At 54.6% G+C, this 22,427-nt stretch carries 18 protein-coding genes, 4 tRNA genes and 1 riboswitch; of the genes, 9 read left to right on the top strand and 13 right to left on the bottom strand.

What is annotated here, in order from left to right; translation table 11 throughout:
* Positions 1-19: 19 nt before the first annotated feature.
* Positions 20-128, top strand: a riboswitch (TPP riboswitch).
* 79 nt (positions 129-207) lie between these two features.
* The 9 genes from thiC to AB3N39_RS01000 all read left to right on the top strand — a co-directional run bounded on the left by thiC (position 208) and on the right by AB3N39_RS01000 (position 8,250).
* Positions 208-2,103, top strand: coding sequence for a phosphomethylpyrimidine synthase ThiC (thiC, locus tag AB3N39_RS01040; RefSeq protein WP_143344508.1), 1,896 nt, complete (start codon positions 208-210; stop codon positions 2,101-2,103).
* Positions 2,103-2,744, top strand: a complete 642-nt coding sequence (gene thiE, locus AB3N39_RS01035) for a thiamine phosphate synthase (protein ID WP_143344507.1) — start codon at positions 2,103-2,105, stop codon at positions 2,742-2,744. The genes thiC and thiE overlap by 1 nt, the downstream gene beginning before the upstream one ends.
* Complete coding sequence (gene thiF, locus AB3N39_RS01030) at positions 2,731-3,486, top strand: thiazole biosynthesis adenylyltransferase ThiF (RefSeq protein WP_143344506.1); 756 nt, start codon at positions 2,731-2,733, stop codon at positions 3,484-3,486. Before thiE ends, thiF begins: the two co-directional genes overlap by 14 nt.
* The gene (gene thiS, locus AB3N39_RS01025; protein WP_032644502.1) at positions 3,470-3,670 is read left to right on the top strand and encodes a sulfur carrier protein ThiS; all 201 of its coding nucleotides are present in this window, start codon (positions 3,470-3,472) and stop codon (positions 3,668-3,670) included. Before thiF ends, thiS begins: the two co-directional genes overlap by 17 nt.
* 1 nt (position 3,671) lies before the next feature.
* A complete protein-coding gene (gene thiG / locus AB3N39_RS01020; RefSeq protein ID WP_111966108.1) occupies positions 3,672-4,442 on the top strand; it encodes a thiazole synthase in 771 nt (256 codons plus the stop codon).
* Entirely contained in the window at positions 4,439-5,566 is a 1,128-nt protein-coding gene (gene thiH / locus AB3N39_RS01015; protein WP_111966107.1) for a 2-iminoacetate synthase ThiH, read from the top strand. The genes thiG and thiH overlap by 4 nt, the downstream gene beginning before the upstream one ends.
* Positions 5,567-5,902: 336 nt before the next feature.
* Complete coding sequence (locus AB3N39_RS01010) at positions 5,903-7,444, top strand: sensor domain-containing diguanylate cyclase (protein WP_115877033.1); 1,542 nt, start codon at positions 5,903-5,905, stop codon at positions 7,442-7,444.
* Between the two features lie 180 nt (positions 7,445-7,624).
* Positions 7,625-7,933 (top strand): PTS sugar transporter subunit IIB, encoded by a 309-nt coding sequence (locus tag AB3N39_RS01005; protein ID WP_010425948.1) that lies wholly within the window; start codon positions 7,625-7,627, stop codon positions 7,931-7,933.
* Entirely contained in the window at positions 7,933-8,250 is a 318-nt protein-coding gene (locus tag AB3N39_RS01000) for a PTS lactose/cellobiose transporter subunit IIA (protein WP_003862327.1), read from the top strand. Before AB3N39_RS01005 ends, AB3N39_RS01000 begins: the two co-directional genes overlap by 1 nt.
* Before the next feature lie 58 nt (positions 8,251-8,308).
* On the opposite strand, the gene rpoC is transcribed toward AB3N39_RS01000, so the two are convergent.
* From rpoC to AB3N39_RS00935, 13 genes are all read right to left on the bottom strand, one after another.
* On the bottom strand, positions 8,309-12,532 hold the full coding sequence (rpoC, locus tag AB3N39_RS00995; RefSeq protein WP_023309968.1) for a DNA-directed RNA polymerase subunit beta': 4,224 nt from the start codon (positions 12,530-12,532) through the stop codon (positions 8,309-8,311).
* A 76-nt stretch (positions 12,533-12,608) separates the two neighbouring features.
* Entirely contained in the window at positions 12,609-16,637 is a 4,029-nt protein-coding gene (rpoB, locus tag AB3N39_RS00990) for a DNA-directed RNA polymerase subunit beta (RefSeq protein WP_032644498.1), read from the bottom strand.
* A 319-nt stretch (positions 16,638-16,956) separates the two neighbouring features.
* Positions 16,957-17,322, bottom strand: coding sequence for a 50S ribosomal protein L7/L12 (gene rplL / locus AB3N39_RS00985; RefSeq protein ID WP_002445276.1), 366 nt, complete (start codon positions 17,320-17,322; stop codon positions 16,957-16,959).
* 66 nt (positions 17,323-17,388) lie between these two features.
* Complete coding sequence (rplJ, locus tag AB3N39_RS00980; protein WP_003862338.1) at positions 17,389-17,886, bottom strand: 50S ribosomal protein L10; 498 nt, start codon at positions 17,884-17,886, stop codon at positions 17,389-17,391.
* Between the two features lie 291 nt (positions 17,887-18,177).
* Positions 18,178-18,882: a 50S ribosomal protein L1 gene (rplA, locus tag AB3N39_RS00975; RefSeq protein ID WP_367897008.1), complete on the bottom strand. Its 705-nt coding sequence runs from the start codon at positions 18,880-18,882 to the stop codon at positions 18,178-18,180.
* A 3-nt stretch (positions 18,883-18,885) separates the two neighbouring features.
* Complete coding sequence (gene rplK, locus AB3N39_RS00970; RefSeq protein WP_008503452.1) at positions 18,886-19,314, bottom strand: 50S ribosomal protein L11; 429 nt, start codon at positions 19,312-19,314, stop codon at positions 18,886-18,888.
* 156 nt (positions 19,315-19,470) lie between these two features.
* Positions 19,471-20,016, bottom strand: a complete 546-nt coding sequence (gene nusG, locus AB3N39_RS00965) for a transcription termination/antitermination protein NusG (protein ID WP_002438628.1) — start codon at positions 20,014-20,016, stop codon at positions 19,471-19,473.
* A 1-nt stretch (position 20,017) separates the two neighbouring features.
* Positions 20,018-20,401 (bottom strand): preprotein translocase subunit SecE, encoded by a 384-nt coding sequence (gene secE, locus AB3N39_RS00960; protein WP_014068449.1) that lies wholly within the window; start codon positions 20,399-20,401, stop codon positions 20,018-20,020.
* A 228-nt stretch (positions 20,402-20,629) separates the two neighbouring features.
* The gene (gene tuf / locus AB3N39_RS00955; RefSeq protein ID WP_014068448.1) at positions 20,630-21,814 is read right to left on the bottom strand and encodes an elongation factor Tu; all 1,185 of its coding nucleotides are present in this window, start codon (positions 21,812-21,814) and stop codon (positions 20,630-20,632) included.
* Between the two features lie 118 nt (positions 21,815-21,932).
* Positions 21,933-22,008 (bottom strand) — tRNA-Thr (locus tag AB3N39_RS00950).
* A gap of 6 nt (positions 22,009-22,014) precedes the next feature.
* Positions 22,015-22,089 (bottom strand) — tRNA-Gly (locus AB3N39_RS00945).
* 117 nt (positions 22,090-22,206) lie between these two features.
* Positions 22,207-22,291 (bottom strand) — tRNA-Tyr (locus tag AB3N39_RS00940).
* Between the two features lie 8 nt (positions 22,292-22,299).
* A tRNA-Thr gene (locus tag AB3N39_RS00935) sits at positions 22,300-22,375 on the bottom strand.
* Positions 22,376-22,427: the final 52 nt, after the last annotated feature.

Genomic DNA, 22,427 nt, shown 5'->3' with positions numbered 1-22,427 from the left:
GCCCCTCTCACGAGGGGGATTTTTCTTGTCGGAGTGCCCAGAGCGAAAGCCGGGCTGAGACCGTTAATTCGGGATCCGCGGAACCTGATCAGGCTAATACCTGCGAAGGGAACAAGAGTCACACTGCTGTTGTATCGCCCCCCGGGCGATCCTCTCTTGCTTCATCCGTCGTCTGACAAGCCATGTCCTTCACTTTTGGAATGAGCTATGTCTACTGCAAAACTGACCCGCCGCGAACAGCGCGCACAGGCCCAACACTTCATCGACACCCTGGAAGGCACCGCTTTCCCGAACTCGAAACGCATCTACATTTCCGGCTCGCAGGACGATATTCGCGTTCCGATGCGCGAAATCCACCTCAGCCCGACGCTTATCGGCGGCAGCAAAGAGAATCCGCAGTATGAAGACAACGAAGCCGTGCCGGTGTATGACACCTCCGGCCCATACGGCGATCCTGATGTTGCCATCAACGTCCAGCAGGGGCTGGCAAAGCTGCGCCAGCCGTGGATTGACGCGCGTAACGACTGCGAAGAGCTGAGCGTGCTCAGCTCTGCGTACACCAAAGAGCGCCTGGCCGACGACGGTCTGGACGAGCTGCGCTTTACCGGCCTGCTGACGCCAAAACGTGCTAAAGCAGGTAAATGCGTGACCCAGCTGCACTACGCCCGCCAGGGTATCGTCACGCCGGAGATGGAGTTCATCGCCATCCGTGAAAACATGGGTCGCGAGCGTATCCGCAGCGAAGTGCTGCGCTATCAGCATCCTGGTGAAGGCTTTGGCGCTCGCCTGCCGGAGAACATCACGCCGGAGTTTGTGCGTGACGAAGTGGCCGCCGGCCGCGCGATTATCCCCGCCAACATTAACCACCCGGAGTCCGAGCCGATGATTATCGGCCGCAACTTCCTGGTGAAGGTCAACGCTAACATCGGTAACTCGGCCGTCACCTCCTCCATCGAAGAAGAGGTGGAAAAGCTGGTCTGGTCCACGCGCTGGGGTGCGGACACGGTAATGGATCTCTCCACCGGCCGCTATATCCATGAAACCCGCGAATGGATCCTGCGTAACAGCCCGGTACCGATTGGCACCGTCCCGATTTATCAGGCGCTGGAGAAGGTCAACGGCATTGCCGAAGACCTCACCTGGGAAGCGTTCCGCGACACCCTGCTGGAGCAGGCGGAGCAGGGCGTGGACTACTTCACCATTCACGCGGGCGTGCTGCTGCGCTACGTGCCAATGACCGCGAAGCGTCTGACCGGCATCGTCTCGCGCGGCGGCTCCATCATGGCGAAGTGGTGCCTCTCCCATCACCGGGAAAACTTCCTCTATGAACACTTCCGCGAAATTTGCGAGATCTGCGCCGCCTATGACGTCTCTCTGTCACTGGGCGACGGCCTGCGCCCGGGCTCCATCCGTGACGCCAACGACGAAGCGCAGTTTGCCGAGCTGCACACGCTGGGCGAACTGACCAAAATCGCCTGGGAGTATGACGTGCAGGTGATGATTGAAGGCCCGGGACACGTGCCGATGCAGATGATCCGCCGCAACATGACCGAGGAGCTGGAGCACTGCCACGAAGCGCCGTTCTACACGCTGGGGCCACTGACCACCGACATCGCGCCGGGCTATGACCACTTCACGTCAGGCATTGGCGCGGCGATGATCGGCTGGTTCGGCTGCGCCATGCTGTGCTACGTGACGCCGAAAGAGCACCTCGGGCTGCCAAACAAAGAGGACGTGAAGCAGGGGCTGATCACCTACAAGATTGCCGCCCACGCGGCGGATCTGGCCAAAGGCCATCCGGGCGCGCAAATCCGTGATAACGCCATGTCGAAGGCGCGCTTTGAATTCCGCTGGGAAGACCAGTTCAACCTGGCGCTGGATCCGTTCACCGCCCGCGCCTACCACGACGAAACCCTGCCGCAGGAATCGGGCAAAGTCGCGCACTTCTGCTCCATGTGTGGGCCGAAGTTCTGCTCGATGAAAATCAGCCAGGAGGTGCGCGACTACGCCGCCACGCAAACCATTGAAGTGGGTATGGCGGACATGTCCGAAACCTTCCGCGCCAAAGGCGGCGAAATCTACCTCAAAAAAGAGGAGGCGTAATGTACCAGCCCGATTTCCCACCCGTTCCCTACCGTTTAGGGCTCTATCTGGTGGTGGACAGCGTGGCGTGGATAGAGCGCCTGCTGGAGACAGGCGTTCGAACGATCCAGCTGCGCATCAAGGATAAACGCGATGACGAGGTGGAAGCCGATGTGGTTGCCGCCATCGCGCTGGGGCGCCGGTATAACGCCCGTCTGTTTATCAACGACTACTGGCGGCTGGCCGTTAAGCACCGGGCGTACGGCGTGCATCTGGGTCAGGAGGATTTGGAAACAACGGATCTGAGCGCAATCCGTGAAGCCGGGTTGCGTCTGGGCGTGTCAACGCACGATGACATGGAGATTGACGTGGCCCTGGCGGCCCGTCCCTCTTACATCGCGCTTGGTCACGTCTTCCCGACGCAAACCAAGCAGATGCCCTCCGCTCCGCAGGGTCTGACGCAGCTGGCAAGTCACGTTAAACGCCTTGCCGATTACCCCACTGTCGCCATCGGCGGAATCAGCCTTGAACGTGCCCCGGCGGTGCTGGAGACCGGCGTCGGCAGTATCGCCGTCGTCAGTGCCATCACCCAGGCCGCAGACTGGCGGTCCGCCACCGAACAGCTGTTACAGCTGGCAGGAGCAGGCGATGAACGATCGTGACTTTATGCGCTACAGCCGTCAGATCCTGCTGGAGGATATCGCCATCGACGGCCAGCAAAAGCTGCTCGCCAGCCGGGTGCTGATTGTCGGTCTGGGCGGATTAGGCGCACCCGCCGCGCTTTATCTGGCAGGCGCAGGTATCGGTACGCTGGTGCTGGCCGACGACGACGAGGTTCACCTCAGCAACCTGCAGCGACAAATCCTCTTTACCACCGAGGATATCAACCAGCCGAAAGCGCAAATCACCCGGCAGCGCCTGAACCAGCTCAACCCGGATATCGCGCTGATTGCCCTGCAGGAACGGCTCAGCGGTGACAACCTCAGCCGTGAAGTCGCCCTTGCTGACGTGGTGCTGGACTGTACCGACAACATGGCGACGCGCCAGGCGATTAACGCCGCCTGCGTGGCAAATAATACGCCGCTTATCACCGCCAGCGCGGTGGGGTTCGGCGGGCAAATGATGGTCCTGACCCCGCCGTGGTCGCAGGGTTGCTATCGCTGCCTGTGGCCGGAAGATGCCGAACCGACGCGCAACTGCCGTACGGCGGGCATTCTTGGCCCGGTGGTCGGGGTGATGGGCACCATGCAGGCGCTGGAGGCCATCAAGCTGCTCAGCGGCATGGAGACGGAACGCAATACGCTGCGGCTGTTTGATGCCCGCTCCAGCAGCTGGCGCCAGCTGGCGTTACGCCGCGCCAGCCGCTGCCCGGTATGTGGAGACCGCGATGCGCATTCTGTTTAACGATGAGCCGATGAGATGCGACGACGGGCTTACCGTTGCCGCACTGCTCGACAAGCTGCGTCAGCTCAAGCCGGGAACGGCGCTGGCGCTCAATCAACAGATCCTGCCGCGCGAGCAGTGGGAACATCAGCAGGTCAATGAAGGCGACCAGATCCTGCTGTTTCAGGTTATCGCAGGGGGCTGAGATGTTACGTATTGCCGATAAGGTTTTTGATTCGCATCTGTTTACCGGAACCGGAAAATTCGCCTCGCCGCAGCTGATGGTGGATGCCATTCGCGAAAGCGGCAGCCAGCTGGTGACGCTGGCGCTCAAGCGCGTGGATCTGCGCCACCACAGCGATGCCATTCTGGCTCCGTTGCTGGAAGCAGGCGTCACGCTGTTGCCCAACACCTCCGGCGCCAAAACGGCCGAAGAGGCGATTTTTGCCGCGCAGCTGGCCCGCGAGGCGCTCGGCACCCGCTGGCTAAAGCTGGAAATCCATCCGGATGCCCGCTGGCTGCTGCCCGACCCGATTGAAACGCTGAAAGCGGCTGAAAAGCTGGTGCAGCAAGGGTTTACCGTTCTGCCTTACTGCGGCGCTGACCCTGTTCTGTGCAAACGTCTCGAAGAGGTCGGATGCGCTGCCGTCATGCCGCTGGGGGCCCCCATTGGCTCCAACCAGGGGCTGGAAACCCGCGCGATGCTGGAGATCATCATCGAGCAGGCCACCGTGCCGGTGGTCGTTGATGCGGGCATTGGCGTGCCCAGCCATGCCGCGCAAGCGCTGGAGATGGGCGCCGACGCGGTGCTGGTCAACACGGCCATCGCGGTTGCCGACGACCCGGTCATGATGGCGCGTGCATTCCGCATGGCCGTAGAGGCTGGCCTGCTGGCAAGGGGAGCCGGCCCCGGCTCGCGCAGTTTCCAGGCGCAGGCCACCAGCCCGCTGACCGGTTTTCTGGAGGCGATCTCATGAGCACGTTTACCGAGCGCTGGCGGCAGCTTAACTGGGACGACATTGCCCTGCGCATCAACAGCAAAACGGCGGCTGACGTGGAGCGCGCGCTGCATGCCCGCCATCTGACCCGCGAGGATCTGATGGCCCTGCTCTCCCCCGCGGCGAGCGCGTACCTCGAACCGATGGCCCAGCGAGCACAGCGACTCACCCGCCAGCGTTTTGGCAACACGGTGAGCTTCTACGTGCCGCTCTATCTCTCCAACCTGTGCGCCAATGACTGCACCTACTGCGGTTTTTCCATGAGCAACCGCATCAAGCGTAAAACGCTCGATGAAGATGAGATTTCCCGGGAGTGTGCGGCCATTCGTGAAATGGGCTTTGAACATCTTCTGCTGGTCACGGGCGAACATCAGGGAAAAGTGGGAATGGACTATTTCCGTCAGCACCTTCCCGCCATTCGTCGTCAGTTTGCGTCGTTGCAGATGGAAGTGCAGCCCCTGTCGCAGGAGGAGTACGCAGAGCTCAAAAACCTCGGGCTGGACGGGGTCATGGTCTACCAGGAAACATATCATGAGGCGACGTACGCCCGGCACCACCTGAAGGGTAAGAAACAGGATTTCTTTTTCCGGCTGGAAACGCCGGACAGGCTCGGCCGCGCGGGTATCGACAAAATCGGTCTGGGTGCGCTGATCGGGCTCTCCGACAGCTGGCGGGTGGATTGTTATATGGTGGCGGAACATTTGCTGTGGCTCCAGCAGCACTACTGGCAGAGCCGTTATTCCATCTCCTTCCCGCGCCTGCGCCCCTGTGCGGGAGGGATCGAACCGGCTTCGCTAATGGATGAACGCCAGCTGGTGCAGACGATCTGCGCGTTTCGCCTGCTCGCCCCGGAAGTTGAATTATCGCTCTCAACGCGTGAGTCCCCGGCGTTTCGCGATCGCGTTATCCCGCTTGCGATTAACAACGTCAGCGCGTTTTCCAAAACGCAGCCTGGCGGCTACGCCGACGATCGTCCGGAGCTGGAGCAGTTTGTGCCGCATGACGGGCGACGTCCGGAAGCGGTCGCCGCAGCCCTGACGGCGCAGGGCCTTCAGCCTGTCTGGAAAGACTGGGACAGCTGGCTGGGAAGAGCCTCGCAATGACGTTGAAACGCACAGCAACATCATAGAAATTTGTCGAGACGCTACGAAAAGGCAAAACCGGATGATTGTCATCGATCGTCCGGTTTTTTATTGTCACAAGGTCAGCAACGGATGCTGACCGGGGCGAAAAGCTTCTTCCTCGTTTCGCCCTGCCTCTGATTCATTTCACAAACTGCCCCCGGCAAATGAATAAGTATTTTCTTAATGATTCTTAAGATAAATCATCTCGTCAGAAATCGTGCGCCGTATAATTCACCGCTAACCGCAGGACAGCGACTATGCTGAGAGGATATCGGCAGACGAAAAATATTCACCATCAGGAACGATGTACAGCTCATGGCACTTCACAGCAAAAAGCTCTCTTTTACACGGCCAATCATGCTCAGCTTTGCGGGGATCCTCTGCAGTTTTGCGGTGATCGCGATCGCGGTAACGCTTTCGCAACGAAAGGATTTTCTTGAGGATTATCATAAGATCAATAGCAACTTCACGCATAACCTAGCGGTGAACTACACCGAATCTATCCTGCGTGAAAACGACTATATCCTGGGCCGTTCCGCGATGTACTTTGCCCGCGACGACAGGCTAAACGAGACGCTCAACGTCAACCCGACGCAAGGGCTGCAGATGATGATGCATTTGCAGAACCTGATGCCGACCGTCTCCTCCATCTCGCTGGCGGACACGCAGGGGCATTATCTTCGCGCACCAGAGGTGCTCCCCACGGAGACGAGTAAAACCTTCGATCCCCGGACACGCCCGTGGTTCGTCGCTCAGGCGGAAGCGAGTATCTTCAGTCACTATACCCGTCCCTACATGGACTACTTCACTGGCCATCCGACGGTAACACTCTATAAGCCTTTGATTTCGCCTGAAGGGAGACTGAAGGGAACGCTCGCTTTCCATCTCGATTTGACGTCTATGGGCTTCACCCTGCGCCAGATGGTGGCGCCCGTTCAGGGGGAATTCTTCGTCGTCGAGCGCGACGGCGCCGTGGTGCTGCATCCGGATACCGGCGCGCTGTTCAAACAGTACGTGAGCGAAGCGCTGATGGACAAAATGACCAGCGGCGAAGGTCATCTTTACGACAAGAAAAGCAACGCCTGGTATTACTACTACTCGTTTACCAACCCGGACTGGTTTGTCATCTACCGGGTCTCTGGCGAGACGCTCACCGATATTACCCGTCACGAAACAACTATCGTTGGTTGGGGGTTTGCGCTGGCCGCCATCATCATCATCCTCTTCGGCTTATACCTCCGCCACGCCTCGCGTTCAGTGCTGATGCACATTATCAATGCCATCAAAACTGGCGATGTTAGCGAGGCGCCGCGCCTGGAAGCGATGCTGAGCCACACGATTCAGTCCAACAAAGAGCGTGAAATGGCGTATGTTCGCCAGGCCACTCACGATGCGCTGACGGGCTGTAAAAACCGCCGCGCGTTCGACAGCGATGTCGCGGAGCTGCTGAATGCCCAACAGCCTTTCGCGATGGCGCTGGTAGACATTGATAACTTCAAGTCAATTAACGACACGCTGGGCCACCTGACCGGTGATATTGTTCTGCGTAACGTGGCTCGCGAAGGGATTCAGATCATGCAGCCACATCACGTCTCAATTTACCGTTATGGTGGAGAAGAGTTCGCGGTAATCTTCCAGGCTGAGCAGATGTCTTCCGCGCTCTCATTGCTGGAAGCGTGGCGTACCGCCGTTGAAAAGCGCGTCTGGCGGGAAGAAAACCTGCGGGTTACGTTCAGCGGCGGTCTTGGAGAGTGGCATTTTGAACCACTGGAGCAATTTGTCGGGAGCGTTGATAACGCCCTCTACAGCGCCAAACAGCAGGGCAAAAACCGCATTAACCGAACGTCCATCAGCTAATCCTGCCTCTTTCACCCTGCCCGTTTCCACGGGCCGGGTGCCTGACAATGCAAAATTGTAACCGGTTTCAGAAAATCACCGGTTTCTTTGTGATGCCTGACACACAATCGCGGTAAAGCGGTTGTTGAAGCGGTCTGCACGGGATAATTATCAATAAACACATGTAGATCGAGGCTGATTATGAAGAACATCGTTTTATGCTGTGCAGCGGGAATGTCAACCAGCATGCTGGTTCAACGTATGAAAGACGCCGCGCAGAAAAAAGGAGTTGAAGTCACCATTAAAGCCGTTCCGGTTGCGGAGTTTAAAGACAACATCGCGACGGCCGACATCGTATTGCTGGGGCCACAGGTTAAATACGAGCAGGCTAAACTCCAGGCGCAGGCCGACCCGTTGGGTAAAAAGGTCGCGGTGATCGACATGATGGATTACGGCATGATGAAAGGTGATGCCGTACTGGAAAAAGCGCTCAAACTTCTGGAGTCATAATGGAAGACTTAGAAACCACGATTATGGAACTGCTGGTCAACGCGGGCGCGGCGCGCAGTGCAGCCCTGACGGCGTTGCAGATGGCGCGTAAAGGTGATTTTGACGAAGCTGAAAAAGCGATGGAAGAGTCGCGTGAATATGTGAAGCATGCGCACACTATACAGACGCAGCTTATCGGTCTTGATGAGGGGACCGGGAAGCTTCCGGTTAACCTGATCACCGTCCACTCGCAGGATCACCTGATGAACGCCATGGTCATTCAGGATCTGGCGGGCGATATGATTGAGCTTTATCGTCGGATCCCGTTGGTGAATTGAATACATGCAGATGTAAAAAAACCCGCCGAGGCGGGTTTTTTATTTACGGCATCAACGATTACTCGTTGTCGGAACCGCCCAGACCTGCGTTCAGCAGTTCTGCCAGGCTCGCGGATGCATCTTCAGCAGTCACCTGCGGTGCAGCTGGCAGTTCGCCCGCAGCACGACGACGCATACGATCCTGATGGTACGCATAACCGGTACCAGCCGGGATCAGACGCCCCACGATGACGTTCTCTTTCAGACCGCGCAGTTCATCACGTTTACCTGCAACAGCGGCTTCGGTCAGGACACGAGTCGTTTCCTGGAACGATGCTGCAGAGATGAAGGACTCGGTTGCCAGAGACGCTTTGGTGATACCCAGCAGATCGCGCGAGAAGGTCGCACCGATTTTGCCGTTCGCTTCCAGTTCGCGGTTAGCGATCTTGACGCGTGAGTATTCAACCTGCTCGCCTTCCAGGAACTCGGAGCTGCCTGCGTTTTCGATGGTTGCTTTACGCAGCATCTGACGAACGATAACTTCGATGTGCTTATCGTTAATCTTAACGCCCTGCAGACGGTAAACGTCCTGTACTTCGTTGGTGATGTAACGCGTTACCGCGTGTACGCCACGAAGACGCAGAATGTCGTGCGGAGCTTCTGGACCATCGGAAACCACGTCACCACGTTCTACACGTTCACCTTCGAACACGTTGAGCTGACGCCACTTAGGAATCATCTCTTCGTACGGTTCGCTGCCATCTACTGGAGTGATAACCAGACGGCGCTTCCCTTTGGTCTCTTTACCGAAGGAGATGATACCGCTGATTTCAGCCAGGATTGCAGGCTCTTTCGGACGACGTGCTTCGAACAGGTCCGCAACGCGTGGCAGACCACCGGTGATGTCCTTGGTACCGCTGGATTCCTGTGGAATACGCGCCAGAGCATCACCCGCACCGATCTGAATGCCATCTTCCAGCTGAACGATCGCTTTACCCGGCAGGAAGTACTGCGCAGGCATGTCGGTACCCGGGATCAGAACGTCGTTACCCTGAGCATCAACGATTTTCAGTGCAGGACGCAGATCTTTACCACCGGTAGTACGTTCAGCAGAATCCAGAACCACCAGAGAAGACAGACCGGTCAGCTCGTCCGTCTGACGAGTAATGGTCTGGCCGTCGATCATGTCAGTGAAGCGGATGAAACCACTTACTTCGGTGATAACCGGCATGGTGTGTGGATCCCAGTTTGCAACGGTTTCACCGCCGGCAACCTGCTCGCCATCACCTTTCGCCATAACCGCACCGTAAGGCACTTTATAGCTCTCTTTGGTACGACCGAATTCGTCGATCAGCTTCAGCTCGGTGTTACGAGAGGTCACAACCAGCTTGCCAGCGGAGTTAACAACAGACTTCGCGTTGCTGAGCTTGATGCTACCTTTGTTTTTCACCTGGATGCTGGATTCAGCAGCCGCACGAGATGCCGCACCACCGATGTGGAACGTACGCATCGTCAGCTGTGTACCCGGCTCACCGATGGACTGTGCCGCGATAACGCCGATTGCTTCACCTTTGTTGATGATGTGGCCACGCGCCAGGTCACGACCGTAGCAGTGCGCACATACACCAAAGTCGGTGTCACAGGATACAACGGAACGTACTTTCACGGAGTCAACAGAGTTCGCTTCCAGCAGGTCACACCAGTGCTCGTGCAGCAGCGTGTTGCGTGGAACCAGAATGTCTGCAGTACCCGGCTTCAGAATGTCTTCCGCGGTTACACGACCCAGAACGCGATCGCGCAGTGGCTCTTTAACATCACCGCCCTCGATAACCGGGGTCATGGTGATACCTTCGAGGGTGCCACAATCGTCTTCGGTCACAACCAGATCCTGCGCAACGTCAACCAGACGACGCGTCAGATAACCGGAGTTCGCAGTTTTCAGTGCGGTATCCGCCAGACCCTTACGAGCACCGTGCGTGGAGATGAAGTACTGGAGTACGTTCAGACCTTCACGGAAGTTCGCGGTGATTGGCGTTTCGATGATAGAGCCATCTGGCTTCGCCATCAGACCACGCATACCTGCCAGCTGACGAATCTGTGCTGCGGAACCACGCGCACCGGAGTCGGCCATCATGTAGATGCTGTTGAAGGAAACCTGCTGCTCTTCTACGCCGTCACGGTTAATCACGGTTTCGGTCTGCAGGTTATCCATCATCGCTTTGGATACACGATCGTTCGCCGCTGCCCAGATATCGATAACTTTGTTATAGCGTTCGCCCGCGGTAACCAGACCAGACTGGAACTGCTCCTGGATCTCAGCAACTTCGGCTTCCGCTTCAGAGATGATCTCGTGTTTCTTCTCTGGGATGACCATGTCATCGATACCAACAGATGCACCTGAACGCGCTGCGTAAGCAAAGCCGGTATACATTGTCTGGTCAGCGAAGATAACGGTCGGCTTCAGACCCAGAATGCGGTAACAGGTGTTCAGCATTTTGGAGATCGCTTTCTTGCCCAGCGCCTGGTTGACGATGGAGAAAGGCAGACCTTTCGGTACGATCATCCACAGAATGGCACGGCCAACGGTCGTGTCTTTCAGGCTGGTTTTCGCAACGAATTCGCCGTTTTCATCTTTTTCGTATTCGGTGATACGCACTTTAACGCGCGCATGCAGAGAGGCCAGGCCAGCGCGATAAATACGCTCAGCTTCTTTCGGGCCAGTCAGCACCATGCCTTCGCCTTTGGCGTTAACACAGTCACGGGTCATGTAGTACAGACCCAGTACAACGTCCTGAGAAGGAACGATAATTGGTTCACCGTTCGCTGGGGACAGGATGTTGTTGGTAGACATCATCAGCGCACGCGCTTCGAGCTGGGCTTCCAGCGTCAGCGGTACGTGAACAGCCATCTGGTCACCATCGAAGTCGGCGTTATAGGCCGCACAAACCAGCGGGTGCAGCTGGATAGCTTTACCTTCGATCAGGACTGGCTCAAATGCCTGGATACCCAAACGGTGCAGAGTTGGTGCACGGTTCAGCAGTACCGGGTGTTCGCGGATAACTTCGTCCAGGATATCCCAAACGACAGCTTCTTCACGCTCAACCATTTTCTTAGCGGCTTTGATGGTGGTGGCGAGGCCACGCAGTTCCAGCTTGCCGTAGATGAACGGTTTGAACAGCTCCAGTGCCATTTTCTTCGGCAGACCGCACTGATGCAGACGCAGGTATGGACCTACGGTGATTACAGAACGACCGGAGTAGTCAACACGCTTACCGAGCAGGTTCTGACGGAAACGACCCTGTTTACCTTTGATCATGTCGGCCAAAGATTTCAGAGGACGTTTGTTAGAACCGGTGATCGCACGACCGCGACGACCGTTATCCAGCAGGGCATCTACCGCTTCCTGCAGCATACGTTTTTCGTTGCGTACGATGATGTCCGGCGCAGCCAGATCCAGCAGACGTTTCAGACGGTTGTTACGGTTGATAACGCGACGATACAGATCGTTCAGATCGGACGTTGCGAAACGACCACCATCCAGCGGAACCAGTGGACGCAGATCTGGCGGCAGAACCGGCAGAACGGTCAGAATCATCCACTCTGGTTTGTTACCAGACTGAACGAACGCTTCCAGCAGTTTGATACGCTTGGTCAGCTTTTTACGTTTGGTTTCGGAGTTGGTTTCGTTCAGCTCTTCACGCAGCTGCTCGCACTCTTGCTCCAGATCCATGCTCTTCAGCAGGGCCTGAATAGCTTCCGCACCCATCTTCGCGTCGAATTCGTCACCGAACTCTTCCAGCGCGTCCAGATACTGCTCTTCAGTCAGGATCTGATGACGTTCCAGGTTCGTCATCCCGCCTTCGATAACCACATAAGATTCGAAGTACAGAACACGTTCGATATCGCGCAGCGGCATATCCAGCAGCAGACCGATACGGGACGGCAGAGATTTCAGGAACCAGATGTGAGCGGTCGGAGACGCCAGCTCGATGTGGCCCATGCGCTCACGACGCACTTTGGTCTGGGTCACTTCAACGCCGCACTTCTCACAGATCACACCACGGTGTTTCAGGCGCTTGTACTTACCGCACAGGCATTCGTAATCTTTTACTGGCCCGAAAATACGCGCACAGAAAAGGCCGTCACGCTCAGGTTTGAACGTACGGTAGTTGATGGTTTCCGGCTTTTTAACTTCACCGAAAGACCATGAACGGATCATGTCTGGCGAAGCCAGAGCAATTTTGATCGCATCAAACTCTTCGGTTTTAGTCTGCGCTTTCAGAAACTTTAATAAATCTTTCACGGATTTGCTCCCGTCGGAGTTAGCACAATCTGGTGCCGGGGGTTAACCCGGCACCAGTGACCTGTTTGAGCGAGAATTACTCGTCTTCCAGTTCGATGTTGATACCCAGCGAACGAATCTCTTTCAACAGTACGTTGAAGGATTCTGGCATGCCCGGCTCCATCTGATGGTTGCCGTCCACGATGTTTTTATACATCTTGGTACGACCGTTCACGTCATCAGACTTAACGGTGAGCATTTCCTGCAGGGTGTATGCCGCGCCGTATGCTTCCAGCGCCCACACTTCCATCTCCCCGAAGCGCTGACCACCGAACTGTGCCTTACCACCCAGCGGCTGCTGAGTAACCAGGCTGTAAGAACCGGTAGAACGAGCGTGCATCTTGTCGTCGACCAGGTGGTTCAGTTTCAGCATGTACATGTAACCTACGGTTACCGGACGTTCGAACTGTTCACCAGTACGGCCGTCAAACAGCGTAATCTGACCAGACGTTGGCAGACCACCCAGTTGCAGCAGCTCTTTAATTTCAGCTTCTTTTGCACCGTCGAATACCGGCGTTGCAATTGGCATACCTTTGCGCAGGTTCTCTGCCAGACGCAGCACTTCTTCATCGCTGAAGGTGTTCAGGTCGACTTTCTGACGCACGTCGGTACCCAGATCGTAGGCACGCTGGATGAATTCGCGCAGTTTCGCGACTTCCTGCTGCTGTTTCAGCATGGCGTTAATCTTATCGCCGATGCCTTTTGCAGCCATACCCAGGTGAGTTTCCAGGATCTGACCAATGTTCATACGAGACGGTACGCCCAGCGGGTTCAGTACGATATCTACCGGCGTACCGTTAGCATCGTGCGGCATATCTTCGATCGGGTTGATCTTAGAGATAACACCCTTGTTACCGTGACGACCTGCCATCTTATCACCAGGCTGGATCTGACGTTTAACAGCCAGATACACCTTAACAATCTTCAGCACGCCTGGTGCCAGATCGTCGCCCTGAGTGATTTTGCGGCGTTTCGCTTCGAGTTTTTTCTCGAACTCGTGTTTCAGTTCGTCATACTGCTCAGCCAGCTGTTCCAGCTGATTCTGTTTCTCTTCGTCGGTCAGGCCCAGTTCCAGCCAGCGATCGCGTGGCAGTTTGTCGAGCTTCTCAGCTTCAACGCCACCGGCAACCAGCACCGCATAGATACGGCTGAACAGACCCGCTTCGAGGATCTGCAGTTCTTCAGACAGGTCTTTCTTAGCCTGTTTGAGCTGCATCTCTTCGATTTCCAGCGCACGCTTATCTTTCTCAACGCCGTCACGGGTGAAGACCTGAACGTCGATAACCGTACCGGAAACACCGTTTGGTACGCGCAGGGAAGAGTCTTTAACGTCAGACGCTTTCTCACCGAAGATTGCACGCAGCAGTTTCTCTTCTGGCGTCAGCTGGGTTTCACCTTTAGGCGTAACCTTACCAACCAGAATGTCGCCGCCGGTCACTTCCGCACCGATGTAAACGATACCGGATTCATCCAGTTTGGAGAGCGCAGCTTCACCCACGTTAGGGATGTCAGCGGTGATCTCTTCTGGCCCCAGCTTGGTGTCACGGGACACACATGCCAGTTCCTGAATATGGATGGTGGTGAAACGATCTTCCTGAACCACACGCTCGGAGACGAGGATGGAGTCTTCGAAGTTGTAACCGTTCCACGGCATGAACGCTACGCGCATGTTCTGACCGAGCGCCAGTTCACCGAGGTCGGTTGACGGACCGTCTGCCAGCACGTCGCCGCGCTCAACTGGCTCACCCAGAGACACGCAAGGCATCTGGTTGATACAGGTGTTCTGGTTAGAACGGGTGTATTTGGTCAGGTTATAAATGTCGATACCTGCTTCGCCCGGATACATCTCGTCTTCGTTAACTTTGATAACGATACGGGATGCATCGACGTACTGAACAGTACCGCCACGTTTAGCAACTGCAGTAACACCGGAGTCAACGGCAACAGCACGCTCCATACCAGTACCAACCAGCGGCTTATCAGCGCGCAGAGTTGGAACGGCCTGACGTTGCATGTTCGCACCCATCAATGCACGGTTGGCGTCATCGTGTTCCAGGAACGGGATCAGGGACGCACCGACGGATACCACCTGCTGGGTGGATACGTCCATGTAGTCAACCTGATCGCGGCTGAACAAGCTGGATTCGCCTTTGCTACGGCAGGTAACCAGATCTTCTACAAAGTGGCCTTCGTCATCCAGGTTGGAGTTCGCCTGAGCGATAACGTAGTTACCTTCTTCAATAGCAGACAGGTAATGAATTTCATCGGTTACAACACCGTCGGTCACTTTACGGTACGGGGTCTCAAGGAAACCGTATTCGTTAGTCTGTGCGTACACGGACAGGGAGTTGATCAGACCGATGTTTGGACCTTCAGGCGTTTCGATTGGACATACGCGACCGTAGTGCGTCGGGTGTACGTCTCGAACTTCAAAGCCTGCACGTTCACGGGTCAGACCGCCTGGGCCGAGTGCAGAGATACGACGTTTGTGCGTAATCTCAGACAGCGGGTTGTTCTGGTCCATGAACTGAGACAGCTGGCTTGAACCGAAGAACTCTTTCACTGCTGCAGAAATCGGCTTGGCGTTGATCATATCCTGAGGCATCAGGGTATCCAGATCGCCCAGAGACAGACGCTCTTTCACCGCACGCTCTACGCGTACCAGGCCAACGCGGAACTGGTTTTCCGCCATTTCGCCTACGGAACGGATACGACGGTTGCCGAGGTGGTCGATATCGTCCACTTCGCCTTTACCGTTACGGATATCGATGAGCTTCTTCATCACTTCGATGATGTCGTCTTTGCTCAGGATACCGGAACCTTCGATTTCGTCGCGCAGCAGAGAACGGTTGAACTTCATACGACCAACCGCAGACAGATCGTAGCGGTCTTCGGAGAAGAACAGGTTCTCGAACAGGCTTTCCGCCGCTTCGCGAGTTGGTGGCTCACCAGGACGCATCATGCGGTAGATTTCTACCAGCGCGCTCAGACGATCGGTGGTTGGGTCGACGCGAATAGTCTCAGAGATATACGCACCGTGGTCCAGATCGTTGGTGAACAGCGTTTCGATACGTTTGTGGCCAGACTGGCTCAGCTTAGCCAGCAGATCCAGGCTCAGCTCCATGTTCGCCGGGCAGATCAGCTCGCCAGTTGATTCATCAACGTAATCTTTCGCGGCTACTTTTCCTGCAATGTATTCAACCGGAACTTCGATGTGTTTGATATCATCTTTTTCCAGCTGGCGGATGTGGCGCGCGGTGATACGGCGACCTTTTTCCACATACACTTTGCCGTCGGCTTCGATGTCGAACGACGCGGTCTCACCACGCAGACGTTCCGGCACCAGCTCCATCTGCAGCTTGTTGTCGCGGATTTCAAAGATCACTTTCTCAAAGAACAGGTCCAGGATCTGCTCAGTGGTATAGTTCAGTGCACGCAGAATGATGGTTGCAGGCAGCTTACGACGACGGTCGATACGGACAAACAGGTTGTCTTTCGGATCGAACTCAAAGTCCAGCCATGAACCACGGTAAGGAATGATGCGTGCGTTATACAGTACTTTACCGGAAGAGTGTGTTTTACCTTTATCGCTGTCGAAGAAGACGCCCGGGCTACGATGCAGCTGGGAAACGATAACACGCTCAGTACCGTTGATTACGAAAGTACCGTTGTCTGTCATGAGTGGAATTTCACCCATGTAGACTTCTTGTTCTTTAATGTCTTTTACGGTGCCTTCCGGAGCTTCGCGCTCGTAGATCACCAGACGCAGTTTTACGCGCAGCGGTGCGGAATAGGTCACGCCACGGATCTGACATTCCTGAACGTCAAACACCGGTTCGCCAAGGCGGTAGCTGACGTACTGCAGCTCGGAGTTACCGCTATAGCTCTGAATCGGGAACACGGAGCGGAAGGCTGCTTCCAGACCGTACTGCCCTTCAGGATCTTGCTCGATAAACTTCTGGAACGAGTCAAGCTGGATAGAAAGGAGATATGGAATGTCCAGAACTTGTGGACGTTTACCAAAATCCTTACGAATACGTTTTTTCTCGGTATAGGAGTAAACCATAGGGTTCCTCAGCTCGCTGACAAGTCGACCCATCTGTCCGACGAAGGGACAGTTTGTGCAACACCATTTTGTGGACCGGAAAATTGAATACTTTCCGCAATACCTGTTGCTATCACGCTTAAATCATTTCGTCGCGATTTACACAGAGCGAGCACCCTGTCGCAATATATTAAGTCGTCGATAGAAACATGCATTGTCAGGACAATCAGCAGTCAAACAGTGTGAAATGCTACTGATGCCTTACAGCGCAAAAAGGCTGGTGACTAAAAAGTCACCAGCCATCAGCCTAATTACTCAGGCTGCAACCAGAAAAGTTGGCTTATTTAACTTCAACTTCAGCGCCAGCTTCTTCCAGAGATTTTTTCAGTGCTTCTGCGTCGTCTTTGCTCACGCCTTCTTTCAGCGCAGCTGGAGCAGATTCTACCAGGTCTTTAGCTTCTTTCAGACCCAGGCCAGTTGCACCACGTACTGCTTTGATAACAGCAACTTTGTTAGCGCCAGCAGCTTTCAGAATTACGTCGAATTCAGTTTTTTCTTCAGCAGCTTCAGCCGGGCCCGCAGCTACAGCTACAGCAGCAGCAGCAGAAACACCGAATTTTTCTTCCATTGCAGAAACCAGCTCTACAACGTCCATTACGGACATAGCTGCTACTGCTTCAATGATTTGATCTTTAGTGATAGACATTTAAATTGTTCCTGAAAATCAGAATAAGTTTATACGTAAGCAAATGCTTTATAAAGATAACTGCGATTAAGCAGCTTCTTTCGCATCGCGTACAGCAGCCAGAGTGCGAACCAGTTTGCCAGCCGCAGCTTCTTTCATGGTTGCCATCAGGCGTGCAATTGCTTCTTCGTAGGTCGGCAGGGTTGCCAGGCGATCGATTTGCGATGCCGGGATCAACTCACCTTCAAAGGCTGCAGCTTTGACCTCAAATTTTGCATTCGCTTTCGCGAACTCTTTGAACAGACGAGCAGCAGCGCCCGGGTGTTCCATAGAGTATGCAATCAGGGTCGGACCAACAAACGTGTCTTTCAGGCACTCGAACTGAGTACCTTCAACTACGCGGCGCAGCAGGGTGTTACGAACAACACGCATGTATACGCCAGCTTCACGACCTGCTTTACGCAGTTCAGTCATTTTGTCTACAGTAACGCCACGGGAATCCGCAACTACTGCAGACAGCGCGCCTTTGGCTACTTCGCTGACTTCAGCAACAATCGCTTGTTTGTCTTGAAGATTTAAAGCCATTAGCTTTGCTCCTGGATGTTTGCCGGAACTCATGTTCCGGAACTCACTTCACTCTCCCCAACGGAAAGAGCGTCTTAATACGGTGAGCAGAAACAAGCCAGAGTATCCAAAAATAATCTTAGCGTTCTGTCACCGTCTACGCAGGGGATTAAGTCTCTTGCGAAACACCTGCGGTCTTCGACGGAGGCCTGGATTAGGCCAGGCTCCAACGAACAAATCTTTTAGCCGCTAACTTTTGTTAGCAAACGTGGGGGTAAGATTGTAGACAAAATCACCGCCCACGTAAAGGCATTAGTTTGCAGCAGCGCTCAGGCCAGCCTGGTCAACTGCAATACCTGCACCCATAGTGGTGGAGATGCTAACTTTCTTGATGTACACGCCTTTCGCCTGAGTTGGTTTCGCTTTTTTCAGCGCAACCAGCAGAGCTTCCAGGTTTTCTTTCAGTTTGTCAGCGTCAAAGTCCACTTTACCGATGGTGGTGTGGATGATGCCGTTTTTGTCGTTACGATAACGAACCTGACCTGCTTTAGCGTTCTTAACCGCTTCAGCAACGTTAGGGGTTACAGTACCAACTTTCGGGTTTGGCATCAGGCCGCGTGGACCCAGAACCTGGCCCAGCTGGCCAACAACGCGCATTGCATCTGGAGAAGCAATAACAACGTCAAAGTTCATTTCGCCTTTCTTGATCTGATCAGCCAGATCTTCCATACCTACCAGTTCAGCGCCGGCAGCTTTAGCAGCTTCAGCGTTCGCACCCTGAGCAAATACAGCTACGCGAACGGAACGGCCAGTACCGTGTGGCAGTACAGTTGCGCCACGAACGTTCTGATCGGATTTACGCGCGTCGATGCCGAGGTTAACGGCAACGTCAACGCTTTCAACGAACTTAGCAGTTGCCAGTTCTTTCAGCAGAGCGATAGCTTCGTTGATGTCGTACTGTTTGGTCGCATCAACTTTGTCACGGATCACGGACATGCGCTTGGTCAGTTTAGCCATTTCTTAGTCCTCCACTACCAGGCCCATGGAACGTGCAGTACCTTCGATTGAGCGAGTCATCGCTTCAATGTCGGCACCAGTCATGTCGGCAGCTTTGGTCTGCGCGATTTCCTGCAGCTGAGCGCGGGAAATTTTACCCACTTTGTCTTTGTTCGGTTTACCGGAACCAGACTTGATACCAGCCGCTTTCTTCAGCAGAACAGCTGCTGGAGGGGTTTTGGTAACGAAAGTGAAAGAACGGTCAGCGTAAACAGTGATTACGACTGGGATTGGCAGACCTTTTTCCAGGGATTCAGTTTTTGCGTTGAACGCTTTACAGAATTCCATGATGTTCACACCCTGCTGACCCAGAGCTGGACCAACTGGTGGACTTGGGTTCGCCATACCAGCTGCAACCTGCAGCTTGACGTAGGCTTGTACTTTCTTAGCCATTCTAAAATCCTCTGATTGGGTGATAGCGCCTCAGGGAGGCTCCCCGTGAATAAAATTCGTTTTACGGGCCGGGGCCCATAAAAACAAAAGGCGCGAAATTGTATTCCAATCTCGCGCCCTGTGCAACGATTAAATCGCCGCTTTTTTGATCGCTGCTTAGGCTTTTTCGACCTGCGCAAAGTCCAGTTCTACCGGGGTCGCACGACCGAAGATAGAAACAGAAACTTTCAGGCGGGACTTCTCGTAGTCCACTTCTTCAACGACGCCATTAAAGTCAGCAAACGGACCGTCGCTAACACGAACCATTTCACCCGGTTCAAACAGCGTTTTCGGACGCGGCTTATCACCCACCTGCTGCAGGCGGTTCATAATCGCATCAACTTCTTTATCGCTGATTGGCGCCGGACGGTCAGACGTGCCGCCGATAAAGCCCATCACGCGCGGTACGCTGCGCACCAGGTGCCAGCTCGCATCGTTCATCACCATCTGAACCAGCACGTAACCCGGGAAGAATTTACGCTCGCTTTTGCGACGTTGGCCGCCACGGATCTCAACCACTTCTTCGGTCGGAACCATAACTTCGCCAAATAACTCTTCCATGTTGTGTAATTTGATATGCTCACGCAGCGACGTTGCTACGCGGCCTTCAAAACCGGAAAACGCCTGAACGACGTACCAACGCTTTTTAGGGGCTTCAGACATCTTAGAACCTCAGGCCAGTAATAAAGGAAACCAGGCGAACCAGAATACCATCCAGTCCCCACAGGATCAGTGACATTACCGCAGTCACTGCAGCCACGATCAGCGTGGTGTGCAATGTTTCCTGGCGAGTCGGCCAAATGACCTTGCGGACTTCGGTACGTGCTTCACGAGCGAAAGCAACGGTCGCTTTACCCTTAGTCGTCAACAGCGCGACACCGCCCGCTGCAGCAATCAGAATCACCACTGCCAGCGCGCGGAGCGGCAGCATCATGTCACGATAAAGATAGTTGCCAACGATTGCCACAATCAGCAGCACGGCAACAGCGACCCACTTCATCGCTTCCAGGCCGCGCCCGCTCCCTTGAGCTTCGGTATTCGCACTCATAAACCAACCTGTCAGAAGAATTCTACAAATAATTTCACCCCGCGATTGCGAGGCGAGCCAAATCGAAACGCTAATCCCTTTATGGATTATACGCTCTCTGCAGAGCCTGTCTCAGCAATGATTATGACAAAAATAATCACTGATGAGCCAGGTTCTGATGTGAAAGCGTGCAAAAAGGGCATCAAATGATGCCCTTTTCATGCGCATTGCGTCAAATGTTATCAGCGATTAGCCGAGAACTTTAGCAACCACGCCCGCGCCAACGGTACGGCCACCTTCACGGATTGCGAAACGCAGACCGTCGTCCATCGCGATTGGGTGGATCAGCGTCACAACCATCTTGATGTTGTCGCCTGGCATTACCATCTCAACGCCTTCTGGCAGTTCGATGGTACCGGTCACGTCAGTTGTACGGAAGTAGAACTGTGGACGGTAGCCTTTGAAGAACGGAGTATGACGGCCGCCTTCGTCTTTGGACAGGATATACACTTCAGATTCGAACTTGGTGTGTGGCTTGATTGAGCCTGGCTTCGCCAGAACCTGACCACGTTCGATTTCTTCACGTTTGATACCACGCAGCAGAACACCAACGTTCTCACCAGCACGGCCTTCGTCCAGCAGTTTGCGGAACATTTCAACGCCAGTACAGGTAGACTTCGCAGTCTCTTTGATACCAACGATTTCAACTTCTTCACCAACTTTGATGATACCGCGCTCTACACGACCGGTAACAACGGTACCACGACCGGAGATGGAGAATACGTCTTCGATTGGCAGCAGGAATGGCTTGTCAATCGCACGCTCTGGTTCTGGGATGTAAGAATCCAGGAAGCCAGCCAGTTCGATGATTTTCGCTTCCCACTCAGCTTCGCCTTCCAGCGCTTTCAGAGCAGAACCACGAACGATTGGAGTATCGTCGCCTGGGAAATCGTACTGAGACAGCAGTTCACGAACTTCCATCTCTACCAGTTCCAGCAGCTCTTCGTCATCAACCATGTCGCACTTGTTCAGGAACACGATGATGAAAGGAACGCCTACCTGACGACCCAGCAGGATGTGCTCACGAGTCTGAGGCATTGGGCCGTCAGTCGCAGCAACAACCAGGATCGCGCCGTCCATCTGCGCAGCACCGGTGATCATGTTTTTAACATAGTCGGCGTGGCCTGGGCAGTCTACGTGTGCGTAGTGGCGAGTCGGGGTGTCGTACTCAACGTGAGAGGTGTTGATGGTGATACCACGAGCTTTTTCTTCTGGTGCGTTATCGATCTGGTCGAAAGCACGAGCAGAACCACCGTAGGTTTTTGCCAGAACGGTAGTGATTGCAGCGGTCAGCGTTGTTTTACCATGGTCAACGTGGCCGATAGTACCGACGTTAACGTGCGGTTTTGTACGTTCAAACTTTTCTTTAGACATCGATTGTCCCTCTAAGACACGGATAAATCGGTGATATCACCACATCAACCAGGCGAAATGCCTGAATTGTTGAATACAGTAAAATTGAAACAGAGAGAAACGGGAAGGAGAAGTGAAGTGGTGCTGATACCCAGAGTCGAACTGGGGACCTCACCCTTACCAAGGGTGCGCTCTACCAACTGAGCCATATCAGCACGTATTGGAGCGGGCAGCGGGAATCGAACCCGCATCATCAGCTTGGAAGGCTGAGGTAATAGCCATTATACGATGCCCGCATCCTGAAACTCGGCTACCCAGTTCTTTCTGTAACAAAAAAAGAGATTTCTCTCTTTTTCAGTTTGAGCTGGCTAATTTTTCCAACCAGCTCCGGCGGCATTTACGCTGCCAGAAAGTGGTGGTGGGGGAAGGATTCGAACCTTCGAAGTCTGTGACGGCAGATTTACAGTCTGCTCCCTTTGGCCGCTCGGGAACCCCACCGGACTTGATGGTGCCGACTACCGGAATCGAACTGGTGACCTACTGATTACAAGTCAGTTGCTCTACCTACTGAGCTAAGTCGGCATCAAGTAGCGCGCATTCTATGGATACCTGAGCGGTCATGCAACTAAAAATT

Origin of the sequence: Enterobacter vonholyi (genome assembly GCF_040834095.1) — a bacterium.
Classification (GTDB): domain Bacteria; phylum Pseudomonadota; class Gammaproteobacteria; order Enterobacterales; family Enterobacteriaceae; genus Enterobacter; species Enterobacter vonholyi.
The sequence above is the reverse complement of the archived record's forward strand: the minus strand, read 5'-3'. Positions and strand labels throughout refer to the sequence as shown.